The sequence below is a fragment of the Microbulbifer thermotolerans genome, assembly GCF_900112305.1.
Lineage (GTDB): Bacteria > Pseudomonadota > Gammaproteobacteria > Pseudomonadales > Cellvibrionaceae > Microbulbifer > Microbulbifer thermotolerans.
In genome coordinates, this window is sequence record NZ_FOKT01000001.1 from 319,157 (window position 1) to 342,319 (window position 23,163).

Sequence of the window (23,163 nt, forward strand, 5' to 3'; positions counted from 1 at the left end):
AACGAATGACACAATACACACCCAAATTCCAGGAAGAATACAGCGCCAAGCTGCCGGCGCTGGCGTTATTAACCAATTTAGGGTGGTCATTCCTCTCACCGGGCCAGGCTTTGGCTGAGCGCGGCGGTAAAACCAATGAGGTGGTTTTACGCCAGGTGCTGCACAGGGAGCTTTCCAAACGCACCTTTACCTATGCCGGCAAAAGCTACCCGCTGTCTGAAAAGTCCATCGATAAGCTGATTGCTGAAGTGTGCAGTCCACCGCTGAATGAGGGATTGCTGACGGCGAACGAGAAGATTTACAACCATCTTCTGTACGGCATCTCGGTCGCGGAGTTTGTGGATGGTAAAAAAGTGAATGCCACAATCGCTCTGATTGACTGGCAGAACCCGGCCAATAACAGCTTTGTGTTTACCGAAGAGTTTACCGTTACCCGCACAGACGGTATAGAAAGCCGCAGGCCCGACATTGTGTGTTTTGTTAACGGTATTCCACTGGTGGTGATTGAGGCCAAGCGCCCGGATGGCAATGCGAAAAAGGGGCCCACCATTGACGAAGGCATTTCCCAAAGTCTGCGTAACCAGCGTCATGATGAAATTCCGATGCTGTTTGCTTACAGCCAGTTGCTGTTGTCTGTTAATGGCAACGAAGGTCGCTATGGCACCTGTGGTACCCCGGCTAAGTTTTGGGCCGCTTGGCGGGAAGAGGATATCCCGGACGCCGAGATGTACGCCATCAAAAACAAAAAACTCACCGATCAACAGCTTGCGGGCTTGTTTGGCCATCGCCCTGCAAAAGACCTGGATTGGTATCAAAAACTCATCACGGCGGGCGCGTTGGCGGTTACCGGGCAGGACCAGCTGCTGATCAGCCTGCTGTCCCCGGCGCGGCTACTGGAAATGACCCGCTACTTTACCCTGTTCGATAAAAAGGCCGGCAAGATCGTGGCCCGTTATCAGCAGGTGTTTGGCATTAAACGGGTGATTGAGCGCATTAATAGCCGCAATCCTGCCGGCGGGCGAGAGGGCGGTGTTATCTGGCATACCACGGGCTCGGGCAAGTCTTTTACCATGGTGTTTTTAAGTAAGGCGCTGATTCTGCACGACAGCCTTAAGCAGTGCCGCATTGTGGTGGTGACGGATCGCGTCGATCTGGAAAACCAGCTCAGTAAAACCTTTGCCTCGGCCGGTGAACTGGCGGGTAAAAAGGATAAACAGGCGGCCATGGCCACGTCCGGTAAACGTCTGGCCGAGCAGATTGGCAAGGGCACTGAGCGGATTATTTTCTCACTGATCCAGAAATTTAATACCGCCACCAAACTGCCGGAGTGTGTGAATACCAGCGCCGATATGATCGTGTTGATTGACGAAGGCCACCGCAGTCAGGGGGGGGAAAACCATATCCGCATGAAGCAGGCACTGCCCAATGCGGCTTTTGTCGCTTTCACCGGCACTCCACTGTTAAAAGACGATAAAACTACCAATAAGTTTGGCCCCATAGTGCACGCTTATACCATGCAGCGCGCGGTTGAGGATAAAACGGTCACACCACTGTTGTACGAGGAGCGTATTCCGGATCTGGACGTCAATGAACGCGCCATCGACAGCTGGTTTGAACGTATTACCGAAGGGCTTTCAGAGGAGCAGAAAGCCGACCTGAAACGCAAGTTTGCCAAAAAAGGCCAGGTGTATAGCGTAGACGACCGCATTCGTTTGATTGCGCTGGATATTGCCAACCATTTTGTTAAAAACATCGACGAAGGCTTAAAAGGTCAACTGGCCTGTGACAGCAAGCTGTCGGCCATCAAGTACAAAAAGTATCTGGATGAAGCCGGCCTGTTTGAATCGGCCGTGGTAATGAGCCCGCCGGACAGCCGGGAAGGCAATACGGCGGTGGATGAATCTACTGCACCGGAAGTCACTCAGTGGTGGAAAGATAATATCGGCAGTCAGGATGAGCAGACTTACACCAAACAGATGATTGAACGTTTCGACAAGGACGATAACCTGAAGCTGCTGATTGTGGTGGATAAGCTGCTCACCGGTTTTGACGAGCCGAAAAATGCGGTGCTGTATATCGACAAACCCTTAAAAGAGCACAACCTGATTCAGGCCATTGCCCGGGTAAACCGTCTGCATCCCAAGAAGCAATTTGGCCTGCTGATCGACTATCGCGGCATTCTGGCCGAGCTGGATACGACTATTGCCAAATATCAGGATCTGGCCTCCCGCACCCAGGGCGGTTATGACATCAATGATATTGCCGGCCTCTACCGTCAGATGTGCACCGAGTACAAGCGGCTGCCACAGCTCTATAAACAGTTGTGGGCTATATTCGATGGCGTAAAGAACAAAAACGATATCGAGCAGTTGCGTCAGGTGCTGGTGCCGAAAATTGAGGAGCGGGATGGAGAATTGGTGGATGTGCACCTGAAAGTGCGTGAAGACTTCTACGAAGCTTTAACGGCCTTTGCCAGCTGCCTGAAAGTGGCGCTGCAGTCGGCCACTTTCTTTGAGGATAAGAGTTTCAGCGAGCAGGATCGCCGCCACTACAAGGAAACGGTGAAACAGTTCTCCAGTCTGCGCCAGCTGGTGCAGCAGGATGCCGGTGAAAAAATCGACTACGACGCATACGCCGAGCAGGTGAAAAAACTGCTGGATAAGCATGTGGTGGGCGTTGAGGTCAAAGAGCCCAGCGGCGTGTATGAAGTCGGCAAAATGGGTCAGCAACAGAAACCGGAAGACTGGAGCAAGGATAAAACCCGCAACGAAACCGACATTATCAAAACCCGTGTTACCCGCATGATTGAACAGGAACTGCGGGACGATCCTTACGCGCAGGAAGCCTTCTCCAGGTTGCTGCGACAGGCTATTGAGGAGGCGGAAAAACTCTTCGACCACCCGCTGAAACAGTACATGTTATTCCGTGAGTTTGAAGAGCAGGTACAGGAAAGGCGTTTAGATGATATCCCCGATGTCTTTGCCGGCAACCGCCATGCCCAGGCTTACTTTGGTGTGTTCAAAAAAGTGTTGCCCGAGGCACTGGCAGTGCAGGATCAGCAAGTGCAAGACAAATGGGCCAGGCTCGCCTTTGAGATTGACGAGGCGGTAGAAACCTCGGTGGCGGAACACTCCATCAACCCGCAGAATATCGAAGCCGATATCCGCAAAAAACTGCTGCCGCAGATGTTTCGGGAGTGTAAAGCCGTGGGCGGCGGTATGGATCAGGCCAAAAAAATGGTTGAGATGATTGTGCAGATCACCCGTGTGGGTCTGAGCGGACTACAAAGCGGATGAGCGTCCCCATCAAACCTGATAGCCAAACCATGAGCTTTTTCTATGGCGACGAGCGGATTGCTTTTGAGCGGGTAAAGCGCCCGCTGGCGAAGGGCAAGGTATTGATTAAGGTCCATCCGGATTGCCGTGTGGTGGTATCCGCGCCTGAAGAGGCCGACAGCGAGGCCGTTCTTGCTGCGGTAAAAAAACGCCGCCGCTGGATTTACCAGCAGTTGCGCGAATTTCGTAAACAGCTTGAGCACACCAGACCGCGCCAGTATATCAGTGGCGAGAGCCATTACTACCTGGGAAAACAGTACCTGCTGAAAGTCATTGAAGCCCCTGAACAGGTTCAGGGCGTAAAACTTTTGCGCGGAAAACTCGAAGTGTCGGTACGGAGCAAAACCCCCGAAAAGGTTAAAGCCCTGCTGACAGAGTGGTACAAACTCCGCGCTAAAGAAATTTTCAGCAAGCGTCTTGATGCCATGTTAGAGCAGGCGCTGTGGGTTACCGGGCGGCCGCCTTTGCGCATCCTGACCATGAAAACCCAGTGGGGCAGCTGTTCACCGAAGGGCAGAATTACCCTGAACCCGCATCTGGTGAAAGCGCCCCGCGAGTGCATTGACTATGTGATTCTGCACGAGCTTTGCCATATTGCCGAACATAATCACAGCGAGCGGTTCTACCGGCTGATGAATCAGGTCATGCCGAAGTGGGAAAAGATTAAGGCGCGGTTGGATGGGATGGCAATGGTTCTGGTCCAGTAGTGGCTTACTGAGTTTGACCACTACAATTACTGCCGCAGGAGAGGGGTGAGCCGATAGCCGCTCCTCCGGTCCCAGTTAATATACGAATTTTATGTCCTTGTACATAAGCAGGGTAGGCAGCCTATGAGCAATGTGATTCCGTTCAAAAAGAAGACGGCCTGGCAAAAGCACAAGGGAAGCAGTCTGTGCCGCGAGGGTTTCCACAAATGGGTGGTGGTTACGGAAAGAAAATTTGATGTGAAGCAGGGCAAGCTGGTTACTGAATACCGTTGCCAGCGCTGCGGCAAGAGCAAAACCAAATTGTTGTAGGTGCCGGCAGGAAGAGGGGGAATCCACGGGGATTCCCCCTGTTTTTTAGCGTTCGTACACACGGCGGCCGTGGCGGTCGTAGTAATAGCGTTTTTTCTTCTCGCGGTCGTAGAGCCAGCCTCCAACACCGCCGAGTACGGCGCCTGCCGCCGTGCCTCCGGGGCGTCCGCCTGAAATAAGGGCGCCAGTCACAGCACCCACGCCGATACCGGTACCGATGCGGCGGTCTGAGTCGCTCATGTTGGCGCAGCCCTGGCTGCCGAGTGCGGTGACGAGCAGGGCTGCCAGCCCCAGGTGTTTAATTGCTTGCGTAGCCATAAGAACCTCTTGCCTACTGCCAGACAGGGCTCAGTGTATTGTGGCGAAAAGAGAGTGACCAATAGAAAGTCAAGAGTGCCTGGAACGCGGAATGCTGCTTGCTCCTGGCGCTGACCGGTTTTGGTGGAAATGCTCCACACTTGTGGCGGCTTCATCCGCGACACTAAACTTTAAATACCTGGGTAGGGGAAGTCCCCGCAACAAGGGATGGCAATGATAAGCGGTCCGTAATAGAGACTGGACTAACCCGTAAATCGGCCCACAGCGGGTAACCACTGGTTTGAATGACTTCAGCGAGGTGAACAGCGGGTGTTGAGCCAGTCAGCTTAAAGAGAGGGAGCGGTCGAAATGAATTCGGCCGCTTTTTATTGGTGGCCAGAGCCCCCGGTGGTTTGTTCGGAGTCGATGTACGTACCACACATAGAAAAAACCCGGCTTGCGCCGGGTTTTTGCGGTAGAGCGATTAACGCTCTTCCAACGGCACATAGTCGCGCGCGGTGTAACCGGTGTACAGCTGGCGCGGGCGGCCGATTTTGTAGGGGTTGGAGATCATCTCGTTCCAGTGCGCTATCCATCCGGCGGTGCGGCCAGTAGCGAAAATCACTGTGAACATATCGGTGGGAATACCGATAGCCTTCATGATGATGCCGGAGTAGAAGTCCACGTTGGGGTAGAGTTTCTTCTCCACGAAGTACTCGTCTTCCAGTGCGATCTTTTCCAGCTTCTTGGCGATTTTCAGCAGCGGGTCATTCTCCGCACCCATCGCGCTCAGCACTTCATCGGCAATGCCCTGCATAACGCGAGAGCGCGGATCGAAGTTTTTGTAGACGCGGTGACCGAAGCCCATCAGGCGGAACGGGTCATTCTTGTCTTTGGCGCGTTTGACGAATTCACCAATACGGCTTTCGTCGCCGATCTCCTGCAGCATATTCAGCACTGCTTCGTTGGCGCCACCGTGCGCAGGTCCCCAGAGTGCGGCGATACCGGAGGATATGCAGGCGAAGGGGTTGGCCCCGGAGGAACCGGCCAGGCGCACAGTGGAGGTAGATGCGTTCTGCTCGTGATCAGCGTGCAGCAGGAAGATGACATCCATCGCCTTGGCGACCACCGGATCGATCTTGCTCGGTTCGCAGGGGGTGCCGAACATCATGTGCAGGAAGTTTTCAGCGTAGCTGAGGCTGTTGTCCGGATACATGAAGGGCTGGCCTTTTGAGTGCTTGTAGCACATGGCGGCCAGGGTCGGCATTTTTGCGATCAGGCGGTCTGCGGAGACTTTGCGGTGTTCGGGGTCGGTGATGTCGAGAGAGTCGTGGTAGAAGGAAGCCAGGGCGCCGACGACGCCGCACATCATGGCCATGGGGTGGGCGTCGTAGCGGAAGCCCTTGAAGAAGTTCACCAGTGACTCGTGCACCATGGTGTGGTTCATGATGCTGTCGACATACTGCTTTTTCTGCTCCGCGTTGGGCAGCTCACCGTTCATCAACAGGTAGCAGGTCTCGAGGTAGTCGGACTTCTCCGCCAGCTGTTCGATGGGATAGCCGCGGTGCAGCAGCACGCCCTTGGCGCCGTCAATATAAGTGATCTTGGATTCACAGGCGGCGGTGGATACAAAGCCCGGGTCGTAGGTAAACAAGCCCTTGCCGGTGAGGCTGCTGACATCGACAACATCGGGGCCGAGGGTGCCCGAGAGGACCGGCATTTCAATGACGCCGTCGATTCCGTCGACCGTGAGTTGCGCTTTCTTATCGGACATTGCGGACTCCTAAAACTTATGTTGCGCCGCCATTTTTCCGCCCTCTTTTGCCTGGGCAGAGGGCGGCAGCGGGCTTATGAGCGGGGCCAAACTTAAGTTGCGCGCCGGGAATTGTCAAACCAAACGGGGTGGACGGTCGGTCGGTTGGCGGCAGGAAATGTGGTTTATTGGCTCGGTCTCAGAGCTTTTCCCTGTTATTTATGCGGGTTATTCGCAGGAAGCTTTGTCCCCTTTGCATGTCCGCTTGCACCGCGGAGGAATTCGGTCTGTGGCGTTACCGAGGCGTTCGTTGTGTTTTGAGGACTGAATGCCCTATAATCCGCGCGGCTTGCGCCTTGGTAAGGCCACTTTGTGTAAGGCTTCAGCAGGTCGTGCGCAAAGTGATCGGCAAGCACTCGCCCCTCCATATTTGAAATGCTAACGGGCGCCCGGTCGTTCAGGGCAACAAGGTGTTTTTCCTGTGAACAAAAACAGACCTGTCAATCTAGACATTTCCACTATCAAGCTTCCCGCTGCCGCTCTGGTTTCCATTCTGCATCGTATCTCCGGCGTGGTCCTCTTCGCCGTGGTTGCACTGTTATTGTGCATGCTCGATGCCAGTCTGGAATCCGAACAGGGCTTTGCCGATGTGGCGGCGGCCTTCGACAGTATTCCCGCCAAGCTCATTTTGTGGGCGGCACTGGCGGCACTTATCTACCACTTGGTGGCCGGTGTTCGCCACCTGCTGATGGATCTGGGGATCGGTGAGACCCTGGAAGGTGGGCGGCGCGGCGCTGTGATGGTGCTGGTCGTCGCTGTAGTTCTGATTTTGCTGGCGGGGGTATGGATATGGTAACCACAATCACCAGTTTTGGCCGCAGCGGCACTTTTGATTGGTTGTATCAGCGTGTTAGCGCGGTTGTGCTTGCGACATACACGCTCTTTATAGTCGGATTCATTTTTCTGAGTGATGACTTCAGTTACCAGACCTGGTCTGCCCTGTTTGAGCAGCGTTGGATGCGCGTGTTTACTCTGGTGGCCTTGCTCGCCACAGTGGTTCACGCCTGGATTGGCCTCTGGTCGGTGGTGACCGACTACATCACCAACCGCATGATGGGTCCCAAGGCCACGGCAATCCGAGTTGTGGTAGAGGTGCTGCTGGCTGCGGTTGCCGTGTTTTACACGGTTTGGGGCATTGAAATTCTGTGGGGTGTGTAACTGATGGCGAACATGCGAACTATTTCTTTTGATGGGATTGTGATTGGTGGCGGTGGCGCCGGCATGCGCGCTGCGCTGCAAATGGCACAGTCCGGCTTCAAGACTGCGGTGATCACTAAAGTGTTCCCGACCCGCTCGCACACTGTGTCCGCCCAGGGGGGGATCACCTGTGCTATCGCCAGCGCGGATCCGCAGGATGACTGGCGCTGGCATATGTACGACACAGTAAAAGGCTCCGATTATATCGGTGACCAGGATGCCATTGAGTATATGTGCTCCGTGGGGCCCGAGGCGGTGTTCGAGCTGGAGCACATGGGGCTGCCTTTCTCCCGTACCGAGGAAGGCCGCATCTATCAGCGCCCCTTCGGTGGCCAGTCCAAGGATTTCGGCCGCGGCGGTCAGGCTGCGCGTACCTGTGCTGCCGCTGACCGCACAGGCCATGCCCTGCTGCACACGCTGTATCAGAACAACGTCAAGCACAGCACTGTCTTTTTGAACGAATGGTTTGCCATCGATCTGGTGAAAAACCAGGACGGCGCCGTGGTGGGCGTGATCGCCATGCGTATCGAAGACGGTGAAGTCGTTTTCATCAAATCGAAGGCCACTGTATTTGCCACTGGCGGCGCCGGCCGTATTTACGCTTCCACCACCAATGCCCATATCAATACCGGTGACGGTGTGGGAATGGCGCTGCGCGCCGGTTTGCCGGTGCAGGATATCGAGATGTGGCAATTCCACCCGACCGGCATCTACGGTGCTGGCGTGCTGGTGACCGAGGGTTGCCGGGGTGAGGGCGGCTATCTGATCAATAAGGACGGCGAGCGCTTTATGGAGCGCTATGCCCCCAACGCGAAGGACTTGGCCTCCCGCGATGTGGTGGCTCGCTCCATGATTCTGGAAATTCTGGATGGTCGCGGTGCCGGCCCCAATGGCGATCACGTATTCCTGAAGCTGGATCACCTCGGTGAAGAGGTACTGCACAGCCGCCTGCCGGGTATCTGTGAGCTGGCCAAGACCTTTGCTCATGTGGACCCGGTAAAAGATCCGATCCCGGTAGTGCCCACCTGTCACTATATGATGGGCGGTATCCCCACCAATATTCACGGCCAGGCCCTGACCCAGGATGCCGCCGGCAACGACCAAGTGGTAGACGGCTTCTACGCCTGCGGCGAAGTGGCCTGTGTATCCGTGCACGGTGCCAACCGCTTGGGCGGCAACTCGCTGCTGGACTTGGTGGTATTTGGCCGCGCTTCCGGCCTCTTTATTGAAAAAGCGCTCCGCGAAGGTGTCGAGCACCGCGAGGCCAGCGAATCCGACATCGAAGCGGCCATGGCGCGCCTGAATCGCCTGGAAAACAGCAATGATGGCGAGAAAGCATCGGTGCTGCGCGGAGAGCTGCAGAATGTGATGCAGAACCACTTCGGTGTATTCCGTCGCGGCGATTATATGGCCGAAGGGGTGAAGAAGCTGGAAGCGCTGCGCGAGCGTATTGCCAATGTGCGCCTGGACGACAAAAGTCGCGCCTTCAATACCGCCCGTGTCGAGGCACTGGAACTGCAGAACCTGCTGGAAGTGGCCGAGGCCACCGCGATCGCCGCAGAGGCCCGTACCGAGAGCCGCGGCGCCCATGCCCGCGAAGACTTCCAGGAGCGCGACGACGAAAACTGGCTGTGCCACTCCATGTTCTTCCCGGCGGAAAAACGTGTCGGCAAGCGCGCGGTCAACTTCGCGCCCAGCACCGTGGAAGCCTTCGAGCCCAAGGCTCGGACCTACTAACCCTGCAGGTGGCCGGCGGCTAACGGGGCTGAAGAAGCCCGGATTGATTGCGGCCGGCGGTCACCCTTATAGAGATACTGGATACGGAATATGTTGAAAGTAAGCATTTACCGTTACAACCCGGAGACTGACAAAGCTCCTTACATGCAGGACTACGAGCTGGATACCCAGGGCAAAGACCTGATGGTGCTGGACGTGCTGGAACTGCTGAAAGCCGGGGACCCGACCCTGTCTTTCCGCCGCTCCTGCCGCGAAGGGGTATGTGGTTCCGACGGTATGAATATCTCCGGTCGAAACGGCCTGGCCTGCACTACCCCCCTCTCGGTGGCGGCGCCCAAAGGTAAACTGGTTTTGCGTCCTCTGCCTGGACTGCCGGTGATCCGCGATCTGGTTGTGGATATGGAGCAGTTCTACGAGCAGTACAGAAAGATCGAACCCTACCTCCAGAACGATACTCCGGCACCGGCGATTGAGCGCCTGCAGAGCCCGGAAGAGCGCGAGAAACTCGACGGTCTCTACGAGTGTATTCTGTGCGCCTGCTGTTCCACCGCCTGTCCGTCTTTCTGGTGGAATCCGGACAAATTCATCGGGCCGGCCGGTTTGCTGCAGGCTTACCGTTTCCTGGCGGACAGTCGTGATACTGCTACTGACGAGCGCCTGTCCAAGCTGGATGATCCCTTCAGCGTATTCCGCTGTCACGGTATTCAGAATTGTGTGAATGTGTGTCCCAAGGGGCTGAACCCTACCCGCGCTATAGGTCATATCCGCAATATGTTGCTGACCCGCGCGGTATAGACGTTAAGGGTTCACGCCTGGTTGCCCACAACAGCCGGGTTCGGCGCTAATGGAGCGCCTTTTCAATTAGAAAACTGGCCAACGAGCCAGTCGAAAAGGGGGCTGGTGTCAGAGGGAATCTCCGCAGTTACCGTCCGCGGTGCTGCCTGGAGAAGCCTTCTGGCCCCGCCCCCGTGGTCCATGGCGGGGTGCCAAATCGTGCGTACAGCGGTATTGGTGATACGCGTGTTTTGGCCCTGTTTAGTGAGTGAAAGGAAAGCGCAGTGGTAAAGCCCGGCAGGGCTCACTGCAATCGAGGTAGGCATCAACATGCACGAAAGTACCATGGAGCAGCTGTGGCGTAGCTCCCATATCTCCGGAGGCAATGCCGCCTATGTGGAGGAACTGTACGAGACCTATCTGCACGACCCCAACGGCGTGCCGGAGGAATGGCGCAGTTACTTCGACAGCCTCCCCCGGGTAAACGGTGTCGGCGACGTCTCTCACGCTGCGGTGCGCCGCCATTTTGAACTGCTCGCCAAACACCGCACCCGCCCGCTGGCCGCTCCCGGTGCCGGCGCCATCAACATCGAACACGAACGCAAGCAGGTCAAGGTCCTGCAGTTGATCAGCTCTTACCGTCACCGCGGTCATAAAAAAGCTACCCTGGACCCCCTGGGGCTGATGGCGCGCGAGCAGGTACCGGATCTGCAGCTTAATTATCACGGCCTCACTGAAGGGGATTACGACACCACCTTCCAGACCGGGGATCTCTTTTTCGGCAAGGGAGAGGCCACGCTGCGGGAGATTGTTGAAGGCCTGGAACGCACCTACTGCGGCAATCTGGGTGCGGAAATTATGCACCTGTCCAATCTGGAAGAGCAGCAGTGGTTCCAGCAGCGCCTTGAGCGCAGTCAGTCCACACCCAACTTTGGCGCCGATATCCGGGTTGAGATACTGCAGCGCCTGTCCGCGGCCGAGGGCCTGGAACGCCACCTGGATTCCAAGTACCCGGGTACCAAGCGCTTTGGTGTCGAAGGTGGTGAAAGCCTGATCCCGATGATGGACGCACTGATCCGCCGTTCGGGCACCTACGGTGTTAAGGAAATTGTGATCGGTATGGCCCACCGCGGCCGCTTGAATACCCTGGTCAATATTCTGGGTAAGAACCCCGCGGATCTGTTCGAGGAGTTCGAGGGCAAGAAGACCCTGGACACTTCCGGTGATGTTAAGTACCACCAGGGCTTTTCTTCCAATGTCATGACTCCGGGCGGCGAGGTACACCTGGCTCTGGCTTTCAACCCCTCGCATCTGGAAATCTGTGCGCCGGTGGTAGAGGGTTCGGTACGCGCCCGACAAGACCGACGCGGCGACCAGACCGGCGAGAAAGTACTGCCGATCAACATCCACGGCGATGCCGCCTTCGCTGGCCAGGGTGTGGTGCAGGAAACTCTGCAGATGTCCCAGACCCGTGGCTTCTACACCGGCGGTACCGTGCACATCGTGCTCAACAACCAGGTGGGCTTCACCACCAGCAAGCGCGAAGACGCCCGCTCCACCGAATACTGCACCGATGTGGCCAAGATGATCGACGCCCCGGTGCTGCACGTGAATGGCGACGATCCGGAAATGGTCGTGCTTGCCGCTCTGCTGGCGGTGGACTACCGCTATGAATTCAAGAAAGACATTGTCATCGACCTGGTGTGTTACCGCCGCCGCGGTCACAACGAGACCGATGATCCGTCAGGCACTCAGCCGCTGATGTACCAGGCGATCCGCAAGCACAAGACCACCCGTACCCTGTACGCGGAGAAACTGGTCAACGAAGGTGTGCTGGATAAAGCCGCCGCGGATAAGCTGGCCAGCGACTACCGCGACAAACTGGATCGCGGTGAGGATGTGGCCACAGGACTGGTGAAACAGCCCGACAGCTCCATGTTTGTGGACTGGACGCCCTACCTCAACCACGACTGGCTGACCCCGGCTGATACCAGCTTTGCACTGCCGAAACTTAAGGACGTGGCCAGCCGCATGACCACGATTCCGGACGGCATAGTATTGCAGCGGCAAGTGTCCAAAATTTATGAGGACCGCCGCAAGATGGCTGCCGGCGCCATGCCGCTGAACTGGGGTATGGCCGAAACCCTGGCTTACGGCACGCTGCTGGAACAGGGCTATATGGTGCGCCTGACCGGTGAGGACGTGGGCCGCGGTACCTTCTCGCACCGTCACGCGGTGATACACAGCCAGAAAGACGGCCAGTCTTACGTTCCGCTGCAGCACATGTACGATGGCCAGCCGCCTTTCTATATATACGACTCCCTGTTGTCGGAAGAGGCTGTGCTGGCATTTGAGTACGGCTACGCAACCACTACACCCAAGTCTCTGGTTATCTGGGAGGCCCAGTTCGGCGACTTTGCCAACGGTGCCCAGGTGGTGATTGACCAGTTCATCACTTCCGGTGAACACAAGTGGGGCCGTATGTGTGGGCTGGTAATGATGCTGCCGCACGGTTACGAAGGACAGGGGCCGGAGCACTCCTCCGCGCGCCTGGAGCGGTATATGCAACTGTGCGCCGAGCACAATATCCAAGTGTGCAACCCCACCACGCCGGCACAGATTTTCCACTTGTTGCGCCGCCAGGCGATACGCCCGATGCGCCGCCCGTTGGTAATCATGAGTCCCAAGTGGATTCTGCGTCACAAGCTGGCCACTTCGAGCCTGGACGAGCTCGCCGAAGGCAGGTTCCAAAATGTCATCCAGGACGAGGGCGTGGATCCGGCCAAGGTCAAGCGTCTGATCTTGTGCTCCGGCAAGGTTTACTACCACCTGCTGGAAGCCCGCATGGAGCGCGAACAGGACGATGTGGCTTTTGTGCGTCTCGAACAGCTGTATCCCTTCCCCGATGAAGAGTTTGTTGCAGCGGTGTCCGCGTTCAAGAACATCGAAAGCGTGGCCTGGTGTCAGGAAGAGCCGATGAACCAGGGAGCCTGGTATCACAGTCAGCACCATCTGCGCCGTCTGCTGGCGGAAACGCATCCCGGACTGGAATTGCAGTATGTGGGCCGCGAACCCTCCGCCGCACCGGCGGCCGGTTATATGTCCACGCACCTGGAAGAGCAGAACAAATTTATTAACGAGGCGCTGACCGTTAAATAAAGCGCAGCCGGAGCCTGTGCTCCGGCTATGCAAGCGGGTCCCGGGTCCAAATCCGGAACGATAGCCTCAAGTCACCTGCAGGGCAGGTCAACAATTTACGCAGAGAACAATCTCAGGAAACAGGAAAATGACGATCGAGATTAAAGCGCCAACTTTCCCGGAATCCGTTCAGGACGGCACTGTTGCCACCTGGCACAAGCAGCCCGGCGAAGCCGTAGCCCGCGATGAGCTGATCGTGGATATTGAAACCGACAAAGTCGTGCTGGAAGTTGTCGCTCCGGCTGACGGCGCCATTAGCGAGATCATTAAGGGCGAGGGTGAAACTGTCCTGTCCAACGAAGTCATCGCCAAATTTGAAGAGGGCGCTGGTGAGGCCCCCGCTCCGGCGGAAGGCAAAGCTGAAGAAGTGAAGGCGGAAGAAAAGCCTGCAGGCAAAGAAGCTGGTGAGAAGATCGCCATGCCCTCTGCCAAAAAGATGGCGGCGGAAAAAGGCGTGGACCTGGCCGGTGTAGAAGGTTCCGGTAAGGGCGGACGCGTATTGAAGGAAGATGTGATGAAGGCGGGGGCGGCTCCCGCCGCCGCAGCCGCGCCTGCTGCTGCCGCAGAGGTATCTGTGGCGCCGGGCGAGCGCGTCGAGAAGCGGGTGCCCATGACCCGTATGCGCAAGCGCATTGCCGAGCGTTTGCTGGATGCCACTCAGACTACCGCCATGCTCACCACCTTCAACGAGGTGAACATGAAGCCGGTTATGGATCTGCGTAAAAACTATAAAGAGCTCTTTGAGAAGGTGCACAACGGCACCCGTCTCGGCTTTATGGGCTTCTTTGTCAAGGCGGCGGTAGAAGCGCTGAAACGCTATCCGGCGGTGAACGCCTCGATCGACGGCGACGATATCGTCTACCACGGCTACCAGGATATCGGTGTGGCGGTTTCCTCACCCAAAGGGCTGGTGGTACCGATCTTGCGCAATGCGGAAAATATGGGTCTGGCCGATATGGAAAATGCCATCCGCGATATGGGCGTGCGCGCCCGCGAAGGCAAGCTCTCCATTGAAGAAATGACCGGCGGCACCTTCACCATCACTAATGGCGGTGTCTTCGGCTCTCTGCTGTCCACACCCATCCTGAACCCGCCGCAGACTGCGATCCTGGGGATGCACAAAATCCAGGAACGCCCGATGGCGGTAAACGGCAAGGTGGAAATCCTGCCGATGATGTACCTGGCGCTGTCCTACGACCACCGCCTGATCGACGGCAAGGAAGCAGTTGGCTTCCTGGTGGCGATCAAGGAAATGATCGAGGATCCGGCCCGTATCCTGCTCGAAGTTTAACGGGGCCTTTTCCGGCCCTGCCCCGGGAACGCCGGGCCCAGCCCGGCGATGCGGCTGAAAGGCCGCGCAACTGCAAATTGAATTCACAGACTATCTGGAACACACCATGTCGGAAAAATTTGACGTAATCGTAATCGGCTCCGGTCCCGGAGGTTATGTCGCTGCCATTCGCGCCGCGCAACTGGGCCTGAAAACCGCCTGTGTTGAAAAGTGGACGAATAAAGACGGCAAGGTTGTCAACGGTGGTACTTGCCTGAACGTGGGTTGTATTCCGTCCAAGGCGCTGTTGGACAGCTCCTGGAAATACCACGAAGCCAAGGATGCTCTCGACGTACACGGCATCGAAACCGGTAAGGTGAAGATCGATGTTAAAAAAATGGTCGAGCGCAAAAATGCGGTCGTGAAACAGATGTCCGGCGGCATCAGCAGCCTGTTTATGGCTAACAAGGTCACCTCCATCGAGGGAACCGGCAAGCTGCTGGCGGGCAAAAAAGTGGAAGTGACTGACCGCGAAGGCAAGGTGACTGTTTATGAAGCCGACAATGTCATCCTGGCTTCCGGCTCCGTGCCGGTCAACATTCCGCCGGCTCCGGTGGACAATAAAATCATCGTCGATTCCACTGGCGCCCTGGAATTCACCGAAGTACCGAAACGCCTGGGCGTGATCGGTGCCGGTGTTATCGGCCTGGAGTTGGGCTCCGTTTGGAATCGTCTGGGCTCCGAAGTTGTAGTACTGGAGGCGCTGGACAATTTCCTGGCCATCATGGATCAACAGATCGCCAAAGAGGCGCACAAGATCCTGAAGAAGCAGGGCCTGGATATCCGTCTGTCCTGCCGCGTTACCGGCACCGAGGTCAAGGGTGACGAAGTGATCGTTACCTACGAGGACAAGGACGGCAAAGAGCACCAGGAGACCTTCGATAAGCTGATCGTGTGTGTGGGCCGCCGCCCTTACACCGAAGGACTGCTGTCGGAAGACGCCGGTGTCAAGCTGGACGAGCGCGGCTTTATCTACGTCAACGATCTGTGCATGACGTCCGCTCCGGGTGTCTGGGCCGTCGGCGATGTGGTGCGCGGCCCTATGCTGGCCCACAAAGCTTCTGAAGAAGGCGTGGTAGTTGCCGAGCGCATCGCCGGCCAGAAGCCAATGATGAACTACGACGTGATTCCAAACGTCATCTACACCCACCCGGAAATTGCCGCGGTCGGCCGCACGGAAGAGCAGGTTAAGGCCGATGGCGAGCCCTACAATGTGGGCGTATTCCCCTTTGTTGCATCCGGTCGCGCCGTGGCTGCGAACGATACTGCCGGTATGGTGAAAATCATCGCTCATGCGGAAACCGACCGCGTGCTGGGTGCGCACATCGTGGGTCCGTCTGCGGCAGACCTGGTGCAGCAGGTTGCCATTGCCATGGAATTTGGCTCCAGCGCCGAGGATATCGGCATGACCGTGTTTGGCCACCCGACTCTCTCTGAATCGGTGAAGGAAGCAGCTCTGGCTGCAAATGGTCACGCGATTCACATTGCCAATCGCAAGAAGCGGAAATAACTCCGCGGGGATTCGGCACTAATCTTCCCCCCTCTCTACTCGGGGAGAGGGGTTGGGAGGACGGGGAAATCCCCTGCCTCTAAATTTTCACAGACGAATTGGTATTGACTATGAACTTGCATGAGTATCAGGGCAAACAACTGTTTGCAGCATACGGATTGCCGGTTTCCAAAGGCATTGCAGCGGAAACCCCGGCAGAGGCGGCAGCGGCGGCGGATCAGATCGGCGGCGACAAGTGGGTGGTAAAAGCCCAAGTGCACGCCGGCGGTCGCGGTAAGGCTGGCGGCGTCAAGCTGGTGGATTCCAAGGCTGAAATTGAAGAATTTGCCAAAAAGTGGCTGGGTGAGCGCCTGGTTACCTATCAGACAGACGAGAACGGTCAGCCGGTTTCCCGCATCCTGGTCGAAAGCTGCACTGATATCGACAAAGAACTGTATCTGGGTGCGGTTGTGGACCGCTCCAGCCGCCGCATCGTTTTCATGGCGTCCACTGAGGGCGGCGTTGAAATTGAGAAGGTAGCGGAAGAGACTCCGGAAAAAATCCTCAAAGCTACTGTTGACCCGCTGGTGGGCGCTCAGCCCTATCAGGCGCGTGAGCTGGCTTTCAAACTGGGTCTGGAAGGCGACCAGATCAAGCAGTTCACCAAGATCTTCCTCGGCCTTGCAAAGATGTTCCAGGAAAAAGACTTGGCACTGCTGGAAATTAACCCGCTGGTAATTACTACCGAAGGTAATCTGCACTGCCTGGACGCCAAGGTAGTAATCGACGGTAACGCCCTCTACCGCCACCCGGATCTGCGCGAAATGCACGATCCGTCCCAGGAAGACCCCCGCGAAGCGCACGCCGCCAAGTGGGATCTGAACTACGTGGCCCTGGATGGCAACATCGGTTGCATGGTGAACGGCGCCGGCCTGGCCATGGGAACCATGGATATTGTTAACCTGCACGGCGGCAAGCCGGCCAACTTCCTCGACGTTGGTGGTGGTGCTACTAAAGAGCGCGTGGTTGAAGCTTTCAAAATCATCCTGTCTGACGATAACGTAAAGGCGGTTCTGATCAATATCTTCGGCGGCATCGTACGCTGCGACATGATCGCCGAAGGCGTGATCGGCGCGGTTAAAGAAGTGGGTGTGAAAGTTCCGGTCGTAGTGCGTCTGGAAGGTAACAACGCCGATCTGGGTGCCAAGGTACTCAGCGAGAGCGGACTGAATATTATCGCCGCCACCAGCCTGACCGATGCGGCTCAGCAAGTGGTTAAAGCTGCGGAGGGCTGAGGCGAGGCACTGCTTCGCGCAGCCGAATGCCCGCCCAAATAGGGGCGGGCCGCGATAGGGCTCCAGGGAGAGACATCTCCTCCCGGCCAGACAGAATTTGAGGACTCGAAATGAGCGTTTTGATCAACAAAGACACCAAAGTCATCTGCCAGGGCTTCACCGGCTCTCAGGGCACTTTCCACTCCGAGCAGGCGATCGCCTACGGCACTCAGATGGTCGGCGGCGTGACTCCGGGCAAGGGTGGTCAAACCCACCTGGGCCTGCCGGTGTTCAATACCGTTAAAGAAGCGGTGGAAGCGACCGGTGCGGACGCGTCCGTAATCTATGTTCCGGCGCCTTTCTGCAAAGACTCCATCCTGGAAGCGGCCAATGCCGGTATTAAACTGATTGTCTGCATCACTGAAGGCATTCCGACGCTGGACATGCTGGACGTGAAAGTGAAATGCGATGAGCTGGGCGTGCGCCTGATCGGCCCCAACTGCCCGGGCGTGATTACCCCCGGCGAGTGCAAAATCGGTATTATGCCGGGCCACATCCACAAGCCGGGCAAAGTGGGCATCGTTTCCCGTTCCGGTACCCTGACTTACGAAGCGGTTAAGCAGACTACTGACTACGGTTTCGGCCAGTCCACTTGCGTCGGCATCGGCGGCGACCCGATTCCGGGCTCCAACTTTATCGACATTCTGGAAATGTTCCAGAATGACCCGCAGACTGAAGCCATTGTTATGATCGGTGAGATCGGTGGTACTGCGGAAGAAGAGGCTGCGGCCTACATCAAGGAAAATGTCACCAAGCCGGTGGTTTCCTATATCGCTGGTGTTACCGCACCTCCCGGAAAACGCATGGGCCACGCCGGTGCGATTATCTCCGGCGGCAAGGGCACTGCGGACGAGAAGTTTGCCGCACTGGAAGACGCCGGTGTTAAAACCGTGCGCTCTCTGGCCGAGATCGGCAATGCACTGAAGGAAGTCACTGGCTGGTAAGCCGGGTTTACGGCCGGGCAAACCGGCCGCAGACTCCTGTAAAAAAGCCGTCTCGAAAGAGACGGCTTTTTTACTTTCCCGATCGCCATTCCTATACTCCGCTGAAATTACTAATGAGGCGAGGACATGGCAAAAGCATTGATCGGCGTAATCGGCGGCAGCGGCCTCTATGATATGCAGGGTCTGACCGGTGCACGGGAACTGCAGATAGAGACGCCCTTTGGCCCAACCTCCGACGCTATTGTCGCTGGCAGGTTGCACGGGATACCCGTTGCCTTTCTGGCCCGCCACGGCCGCGGACACCGCCTGATTCCCTCTGAAGTGCCCTACAGGGCCAATATCCATGCACTGCGCCAGCTCGGGGTCCGCTATATTTTGTCTCTGTCCGCGGTTGGCTCCCTGCGCGAAGAGGTGCGGCCCCTGGACATGCTGATCCCAGATCAGTTTATTGATTTGACCCGCAGGCGCGAGAGTACCTTTTTCGGTCAGGGCGCCGTGGCCCATGTTTCCATGGCTGATCCCGTGTGCCCTCAGGTGGCCGATTGTCTGGCGCGGGCATTTCATGCGACCCAGAGTGATCAGCCGATCAGACTGCATCGCGGCGGCACTTATGTGTGTATTGAAGGTCCGCAATTCTCCACCCGCGCAGAGTCCCACTGGTACCGCGCCATGGGAGCATCTGTTATCGGCATGACCAACATGCCCGAGGCCAAGCTGGCGCGGGAAGCGCAGATTGCCTATGCGACCCTGGCTATGGCCACGGACTACGACTGCTGGCACGAGCGAGAGGCTGCGGTTACGGCGGAGGTGGCCATCGCCAACCTGCAGCAGAACGCCGCCCGCGCCCAGCGGATAGCGGCTGAGGCCATTCGCCTGCTGGGCGAAGATTTGCCGGAATCTGCCGCTCACAGCGCGCTGGCAAGTGGCCTGGTTACGCCGGTGGAGGCCCTGTCGGCAGAGGCGGCGGCTGTAATAAAACCGCTGTTGGCAACGACAGGTATCGCGGAAGAAGCCTGACTTTCTCCAGGTGATGGAAGCGGGTGTGTGCAGGTGGATACATTGCGCTTCCACCCTATGCAGTAAACCAGGAAGCTTAAAGCCATATGCACGATACGATACCACTGCTGGAGATATCGGATTTTCCAGCGATCCGACGCGAGAAAATCGACACTCTGCAAGTCAATATTGGCTACAAGTGCAATCAGACCTGCGTGCACTGTCATGTCAACGCGGGGCCGAATCGCACTGAAATGATGAATGCAGAGAATTTGGCGCTGATTCCCGATGTGTTGCGCGTGCGCAAAATTTCCACTTTGGATATCACTGGCGGCGCACCTGAAATGCACGAGGGTTTCCGATCGCTGGTGATTGCAGCACGGAACCTCGGTGTACATGTTATAGATCGCTGCAATTTGACCATACTCTTCGAACCAGGCCAGGAAGAGTTGGCGGAATTTCTCGCTGGAAATAAAGTCGAGGTGGTGGCCTCGCTGCCCTGTTACTCGCTGGACAATGTGGACAGCCAGCGGGGCAAAGGGGTTTTTGAAAAGAGTATCGCCGCACTGCAGAAACTGAATGCACTGGGTTACGGTAAGCCGGACAGCGGCCTGCTGCTCAATTTGGTGTACAACCCTCAGGGCCCCGTTTTGCCGCCAAACCAACAGCAACTGGAGGCGGACTATAAACGTGAGTTATTCGCCCATTTCGGTATCGTCTTCAACAATTTATTTGCGCTGGCGAATATGCCGATTAAGCGCTTTGGCTCCACTCTGATTTCCAAGGGGCGGTTTGCCGACTATATGCAGCTGCTCAAAGACAGCTACAGCGCAGATAATCTGAAAAGCGTTATGTGCCGCAGTCTTGTCAGTGTGGACTGGCGAGGCAATCTTTACGACTGTGATTTCAACCAGCAGCTGGAGCTGGCGCTGCCTGGCCCCATGCATTTGCGCGATCTGTTGGAGCGGGATATGCGCGATACACCGATTCGCGTCGCCGATCACTGTTACGGCTGCACTGCGGGGCAGGGCAGTAGCTGCGGCGGTGCCCTGTAACTTGTTCGGTAAACTTTGCCAGCAATGGAGATATGCTTGATGCGGTTTAGCATAGTGGTGCCGTTATTGAACGAGAGGGAGCAGTTACCGCAGTTGATCGGACATTTGCGCGCATTGCAGGCACGTGATAACTGCGAAGTAATTTTTGTGGATGGCGGCAGTGATGACGGCAGCGTGGAGTTTCTCTCCGCCGCCGGTTTGACGGTAATTGCGGCACAAAGAGGCCGGGCGCGACAGATGAACGCGGGTGCCGCAGCTGCCGGTGGCGATTGTCTGTTGTTTTTACATGCGGATACCCGCCTGCCTGAGAACGCGTTGGAAAACATTGAGAGAGCGCTCTTGCGGGGAAAATGTTGGGGGCGTTTCGATGTGCGTATCAGTGGCAATAGTATTTGGTTTCCCTTGATCGCGACTCTGATCAACTGGCGCTCGCGTATCAGTGGTATAGCTACTGGTGATCAGGGGATTTTTGTGCGCCGAGACCTTTTTGAAGAGTTGGGTGGTTTTGCTGATCAGCCTTTGATGGAAGATATTGCATTGAGCGGGAGGTTGCTCGAGCTAGCTAGGCCAGCTTGTATCCGCGCCCGTGTCACCACCTCTGGCCGCCGTTGGCAAAAATACGGTGTACTGCGTACCGTGCTGTTGATGTGGCGGCTGCGCTTTGATTACTGGCGCGGCGTGTCCGCAGAACAGCTTGCCCGCCGTTACGATTAATTCCTCGAAATGCCGTGCTTGCCATTGGTGATTTGGTGTGCACGGTAGCGACTGCAATAAACTGTTTCACTTGCCAGTTCGGATGCCCACTAGCTCCTCGGCGTTCCGCACCAAAATACCGGTGTATTTAGCGCGTTCAAAAGGCGGGGGCTGCAGCCGCGGCTTCCATGTCGACAGCGGTGTTGTCGGCTAATTCCCTTGCGGCTTCTTCTGCCGCTGCGGCCAGACGCTGCTCCTCAATGCGGCTGCTCCAGGTAAGGAGGGCTTGATAGTGGCGGATGTTCTGCACATAGGTGACGGGTTCCCAACCGCGCGCGTAGCCGTGCTTGGTGTGTTTGTAGTACTGGCGCTTGGCCAACAGTGGCAGATGCTCGCGGACATCGGCCCATCGATCCGGGTTGCCGCCCAGCTTTTCGGTCAATATCCGCGCGTCTTCCAGATGGCCGTAGCCGACGTTGTAGGCGGCCAGTGCCATCCAGGTGCGGTCCGGCTCGCGGATGCGTTCGGGGATCTTGTCGCGCACTTTGATAAAGTAGCGGGCGCCGCCGTCGATGGCTTGCTCCGGGTTCAGGCGGTTGACCCCCAGCTCGCGCGCCGTGTCTAGGGTCAGCATCATCAGGCCGCGCACTCCGGTAGGCGATTTGGCGCGGGGGTTCCAGTGGGACTCCTGATAACTGAGCGCTGCCAGCAGATGCCAGTCGAGGTCGTATTTCTCCGCCACCTTCTGCATTGCCTCGCGCCACTGGGGCAGGCGCTCGCGGGTACTTTTGGCAAAGGCCTGGGCGCCGCCGGCGTTCAATTTACTGATATGGCCGAAGAACTCCTCGCGCAGCTGTGCCACTAGGCCGCTGGTATTGGCGCGGAGCATAAAGCGGCGCGCGGCGCGGTAGAGACTGTCGTCGTCACTGTGGGGAAAGGCCCAGGCAACTGGCTGAAACTGGGTCAGGTTGAAGGCGATGGCGGTGTTGGGATAGAGGCCGCGGTGAACTGCGTAGGCATTTGAGTCCACGATGGCGTACTGGTAGCTGCCGTCGTTGACCATTTCCAGCAGCTCCGTGGCGTCGACATCGGAAATTTCCTCCCATTCCAGGTCGGTGTGGCGCTGGGCCAGTTTGCGCAGCTCCTCGGCGTGGGCGCTGCCGGCGATTACCGCCACTTTTTTGCCTTCCAGGTCGCTGACCTTGCGCGGCCGATCCTCGCCGATTTTGTAGATGACCTGCTGACGTATCTCGAAGTAAGAGGGGGTGAAGCGCACCTGCTCACGGCGCTCGGGGGTCACGGTCAGGCCCGCGGCGGCCAAGTGGGCGCCCTCGGTGGGTTCGCGGAGGCGCTTGAACATTTCATCTAGGTCGTGCACATCGCGGATTTCCAGCTGCACGCCCAGCTCTTCGGCAAAAGCACTGAGCATCCCGTACTCAAAGCCTGTGTGGCGCCCGTCGGCGTCTTCGTAGTAGGTGGTGGGGCCGTTTTGGGACAGTACGATCAGTTTGCCGGAAGCTTTGATCTGCTCCAGGGTGTCTGGAGTCTTGCTCGCCACTATCAGCGAGGCGCAACCTGCCAGCACCAGGCCCTTGGCCAGGCGCAGGGAGTAGCGCACAATACGGCTTTTCATGATCATAAAGTGTCCCCTCTAGTCCTTTAGTTTTGTTTTCGCTTTCTCTCAGCGGTTACCGGCATGGCTCGTCCTGAGCGGCGGGGCCGGCAAAATTTCACCAATTCTACCCCATGAGTGACAAGTTGCCCAAATAGCAGGGGCAGCTGTGTGATCTGTGGGGTTGCATTTGTTCATCAATTTTAGTAGGGCGAAGATTTTCTTTGCCTGAGTACAGCCCATTTCTGAAAATGCGACAGCGTTATTGTGTACACACAGAGCTCCGGGGCAGTGTTTGTGGCGCGATGCTTCGGGTACAATTGCGCCCTCTTCAATTCCCGGG

The 23,163-nt window shown here is 57.0% G+C and carries 18 protein-coding genes; 15 read left to right on the forward strand and 3 right to left on the reverse strand.

Annotated elements, in window-relative coordinates; genetic code table 11:
* Positions 1 to 5: 5 nt before the first annotated feature.
* From BM155_RS01370 to BM155_RS01380, 3 genes are all read left to right on the forward strand, one after another.
* Positions 6 to 3,296, forward strand: coding sequence for a type I restriction endonuclease subunit R (locus tag BM155_RS01370; RefSeq protein WP_074900662.1), 3,291 nt, complete (start codon positions 6 to 8; stop codon positions 3,294 to 3,296).
* A gap of 29 nt (positions 3,297 to 3,325) precedes the next feature.
* Positions 3,326 to 4,042, forward strand: coding sequence for a M48 family metallopeptidase (locus tag BM155_RS01375; RefSeq protein ID WP_217641400.1), 717 nt, complete (start codon positions 3,326 to 3,328; stop codon positions 4,040 to 4,042).
* Positions 4,043 to 4,165: 123 nt separating this feature from the next.
* Positions 4,166 to 4,351 carry a hypothetical protein gene (locus tag BM155_RS01380; RefSeq protein WP_074900668.1) on the forward strand — a complete coding sequence of 62 codons (186 nt, stop codon included), beginning with the start codon at positions 4,166 to 4,168 and terminating at the stop codon, positions 4,349 to 4,351.
* 45 nt (positions 4,352 to 4,396) lie between these two features.
* On the opposite strand, the gene BM155_RS01385 is transcribed toward BM155_RS01380, so the two are convergent.
* Complete coding sequence (locus tag BM155_RS01385) at positions 4,397 to 4,669, reverse strand: YMGG-like glycine zipper-containing protein (protein ID WP_074900672.1); 273 nt, start codon at positions 4,667 to 4,669, stop codon at positions 4,397 to 4,399.
* A 463-nt stretch (positions 4,670 to 5,132) separates the two neighbouring features.
* Positions 5,133 to 6,422 (reverse strand): citrate synthase, encoded by a 1,290-nt coding sequence (gltA, locus tag BM155_RS01390; RefSeq protein ID WP_074900675.1) that lies wholly within the window; start codon positions 6,420 to 6,422, stop codon positions 5,133 to 5,135.
* 460 nt (positions 6,423 to 6,882) lie between these two features.
* On the opposite strand from gltA, the gene sdhC reads away from it, so the two are divergent.
* The 12 genes from sdhC (at position 6,883) to BM155_RS01455 (ending at position 21,229) form a co-directional block, all read left to right on the forward strand.
* Complete coding sequence (gene sdhC / locus BM155_RS01395; protein WP_067152319.1) at positions 6,883 to 7,257, forward strand: succinate dehydrogenase, cytochrome b556 subunit; 375 nt, start codon at positions 6,883 to 6,885, stop codon at positions 7,255 to 7,257.
* Positions 7,251 to 7,619, forward strand: a complete 369-nt coding sequence (sdhD, locus tag BM155_RS01400) for a succinate dehydrogenase, hydrophobic membrane anchor protein (protein WP_067152321.1) — start codon at positions 7,251 to 7,253, stop codon at positions 7,617 to 7,619. Before sdhC ends, sdhD begins: the two co-directional genes overlap by 7 nt.
* 3 nt (positions 7,620 to 7,622) lie before the next feature.
* The gene (gene sdhA, locus BM155_RS01405) at positions 7,623 to 9,395 is read left to right on the forward strand and encodes a succinate dehydrogenase flavoprotein subunit (RefSeq protein WP_074900678.1); all 1,773 of its coding nucleotides are present in this window, start codon (positions 7,623 to 7,625) and stop codon (positions 9,393 to 9,395) included.
* 90 nt (positions 9,396 to 9,485) lie between these two features.
* Complete coding sequence (locus tag BM155_RS01410; RefSeq protein WP_074900680.1) at positions 9,486 to 10,190, forward strand: succinate dehydrogenase iron-sulfur subunit; 705 nt, start codon at positions 9,486 to 9,488, stop codon at positions 10,188 to 10,190.
* A gap of 309 nt (positions 10,191 to 10,499) precedes the next feature.
* Entirely contained in the window at positions 10,500 to 13,328 is a 2,829-nt protein-coding gene (locus tag BM155_RS01420; RefSeq protein WP_074900686.1) for a 2-oxoglutarate dehydrogenase E1 component, read from the forward strand.
* A gap of 127 nt (positions 13,329 to 13,455) precedes the next feature.
* A complete protein-coding gene (gene odhB, locus BM155_RS01425) occupies positions 13,456 to 14,658 on the forward strand; it encodes a 2-oxoglutarate dehydrogenase complex dihydrolipoyllysine-residue succinyltransferase (protein ID WP_074900689.1) in 1,203 nt (400 codons plus the stop codon).
* 106 nt (positions 14,659 to 14,764) lie between these two features.
* Positions 14,765 to 16,207: a dihydrolipoyl dehydrogenase gene (lpdA, locus tag BM155_RS01430; protein ID WP_067152334.1), complete on the forward strand. Its 1,443-nt coding sequence runs from the start codon at positions 14,765 to 14,767 to the stop codon at positions 16,205 to 16,207.
* Positions 16,208 to 16,317: 110 nt separating this feature from the next.
* Positions 16,318 to 17,481, forward strand: coding sequence for an ADP-forming succinate--CoA ligase subunit beta (sucC, locus tag BM155_RS01435; RefSeq protein ID WP_067152336.1), 1,164 nt, complete (start codon positions 16,318 to 16,320; stop codon positions 17,479 to 17,481).
* A 110-nt stretch (positions 17,482 to 17,591) separates the two neighbouring features.
* Positions 17,592 to 18,464, forward strand: coding sequence for a succinate--CoA ligase subunit alpha (gene sucD, locus BM155_RS01440; protein WP_067152338.1), 873 nt, complete (start codon positions 17,592 to 17,594; stop codon positions 18,462 to 18,464).
* Positions 18,465 to 18,590: 126 nt separating this feature from the next.
* Positions 18,591 to 19,481 carry an S-methyl-5'-thioadenosine phosphorylase gene (gene mtnP, locus BM155_RS01445; RefSeq protein WP_074900691.1) on the forward strand — a complete coding sequence of 297 codons (891 nt, stop codon included), beginning with the start codon at positions 18,591 to 18,593 and terminating at the stop codon, positions 19,479 to 19,481.
* Positions 19,482 to 19,567: 86 nt separating this feature from the next.
* A complete protein-coding gene (arsS, locus tag BM155_RS01450) occupies positions 19,568 to 20,515 on the forward strand; it encodes an arsenosugar biosynthesis radical SAM (seleno)protein ArsS (RefSeq protein ID WP_074900694.1) in 948 nt (315 codons plus the stop codon).
* A gap of 39 nt (positions 20,516 to 20,554) precedes the next feature.
* Entirely contained in the window at positions 20,555 to 21,229 is a 675-nt protein-coding gene (locus BM155_RS01455; RefSeq protein ID WP_175487731.1) for a TIGR04283 family arsenosugar biosynthesis glycosyltransferase, read from the forward strand.
* Positions 21,230 to 21,365: 136 nt separating this feature from the next.
* Here BM155_RS01455 and mltF read toward each other — a convergent pair whose 3' ends face one another.
* On the reverse strand, positions 21,366 to 22,847 hold the full coding sequence (mltF, locus tag BM155_RS01460) for a membrane-bound lytic murein transglycosylase MltF (protein ID WP_067152346.1): 1,482 nt from the start codon (positions 22,845 to 22,847) through the stop codon (positions 21,366 to 21,368).
* Positions 22,848 to 23,163 lie beyond the last annotated feature (316 nt).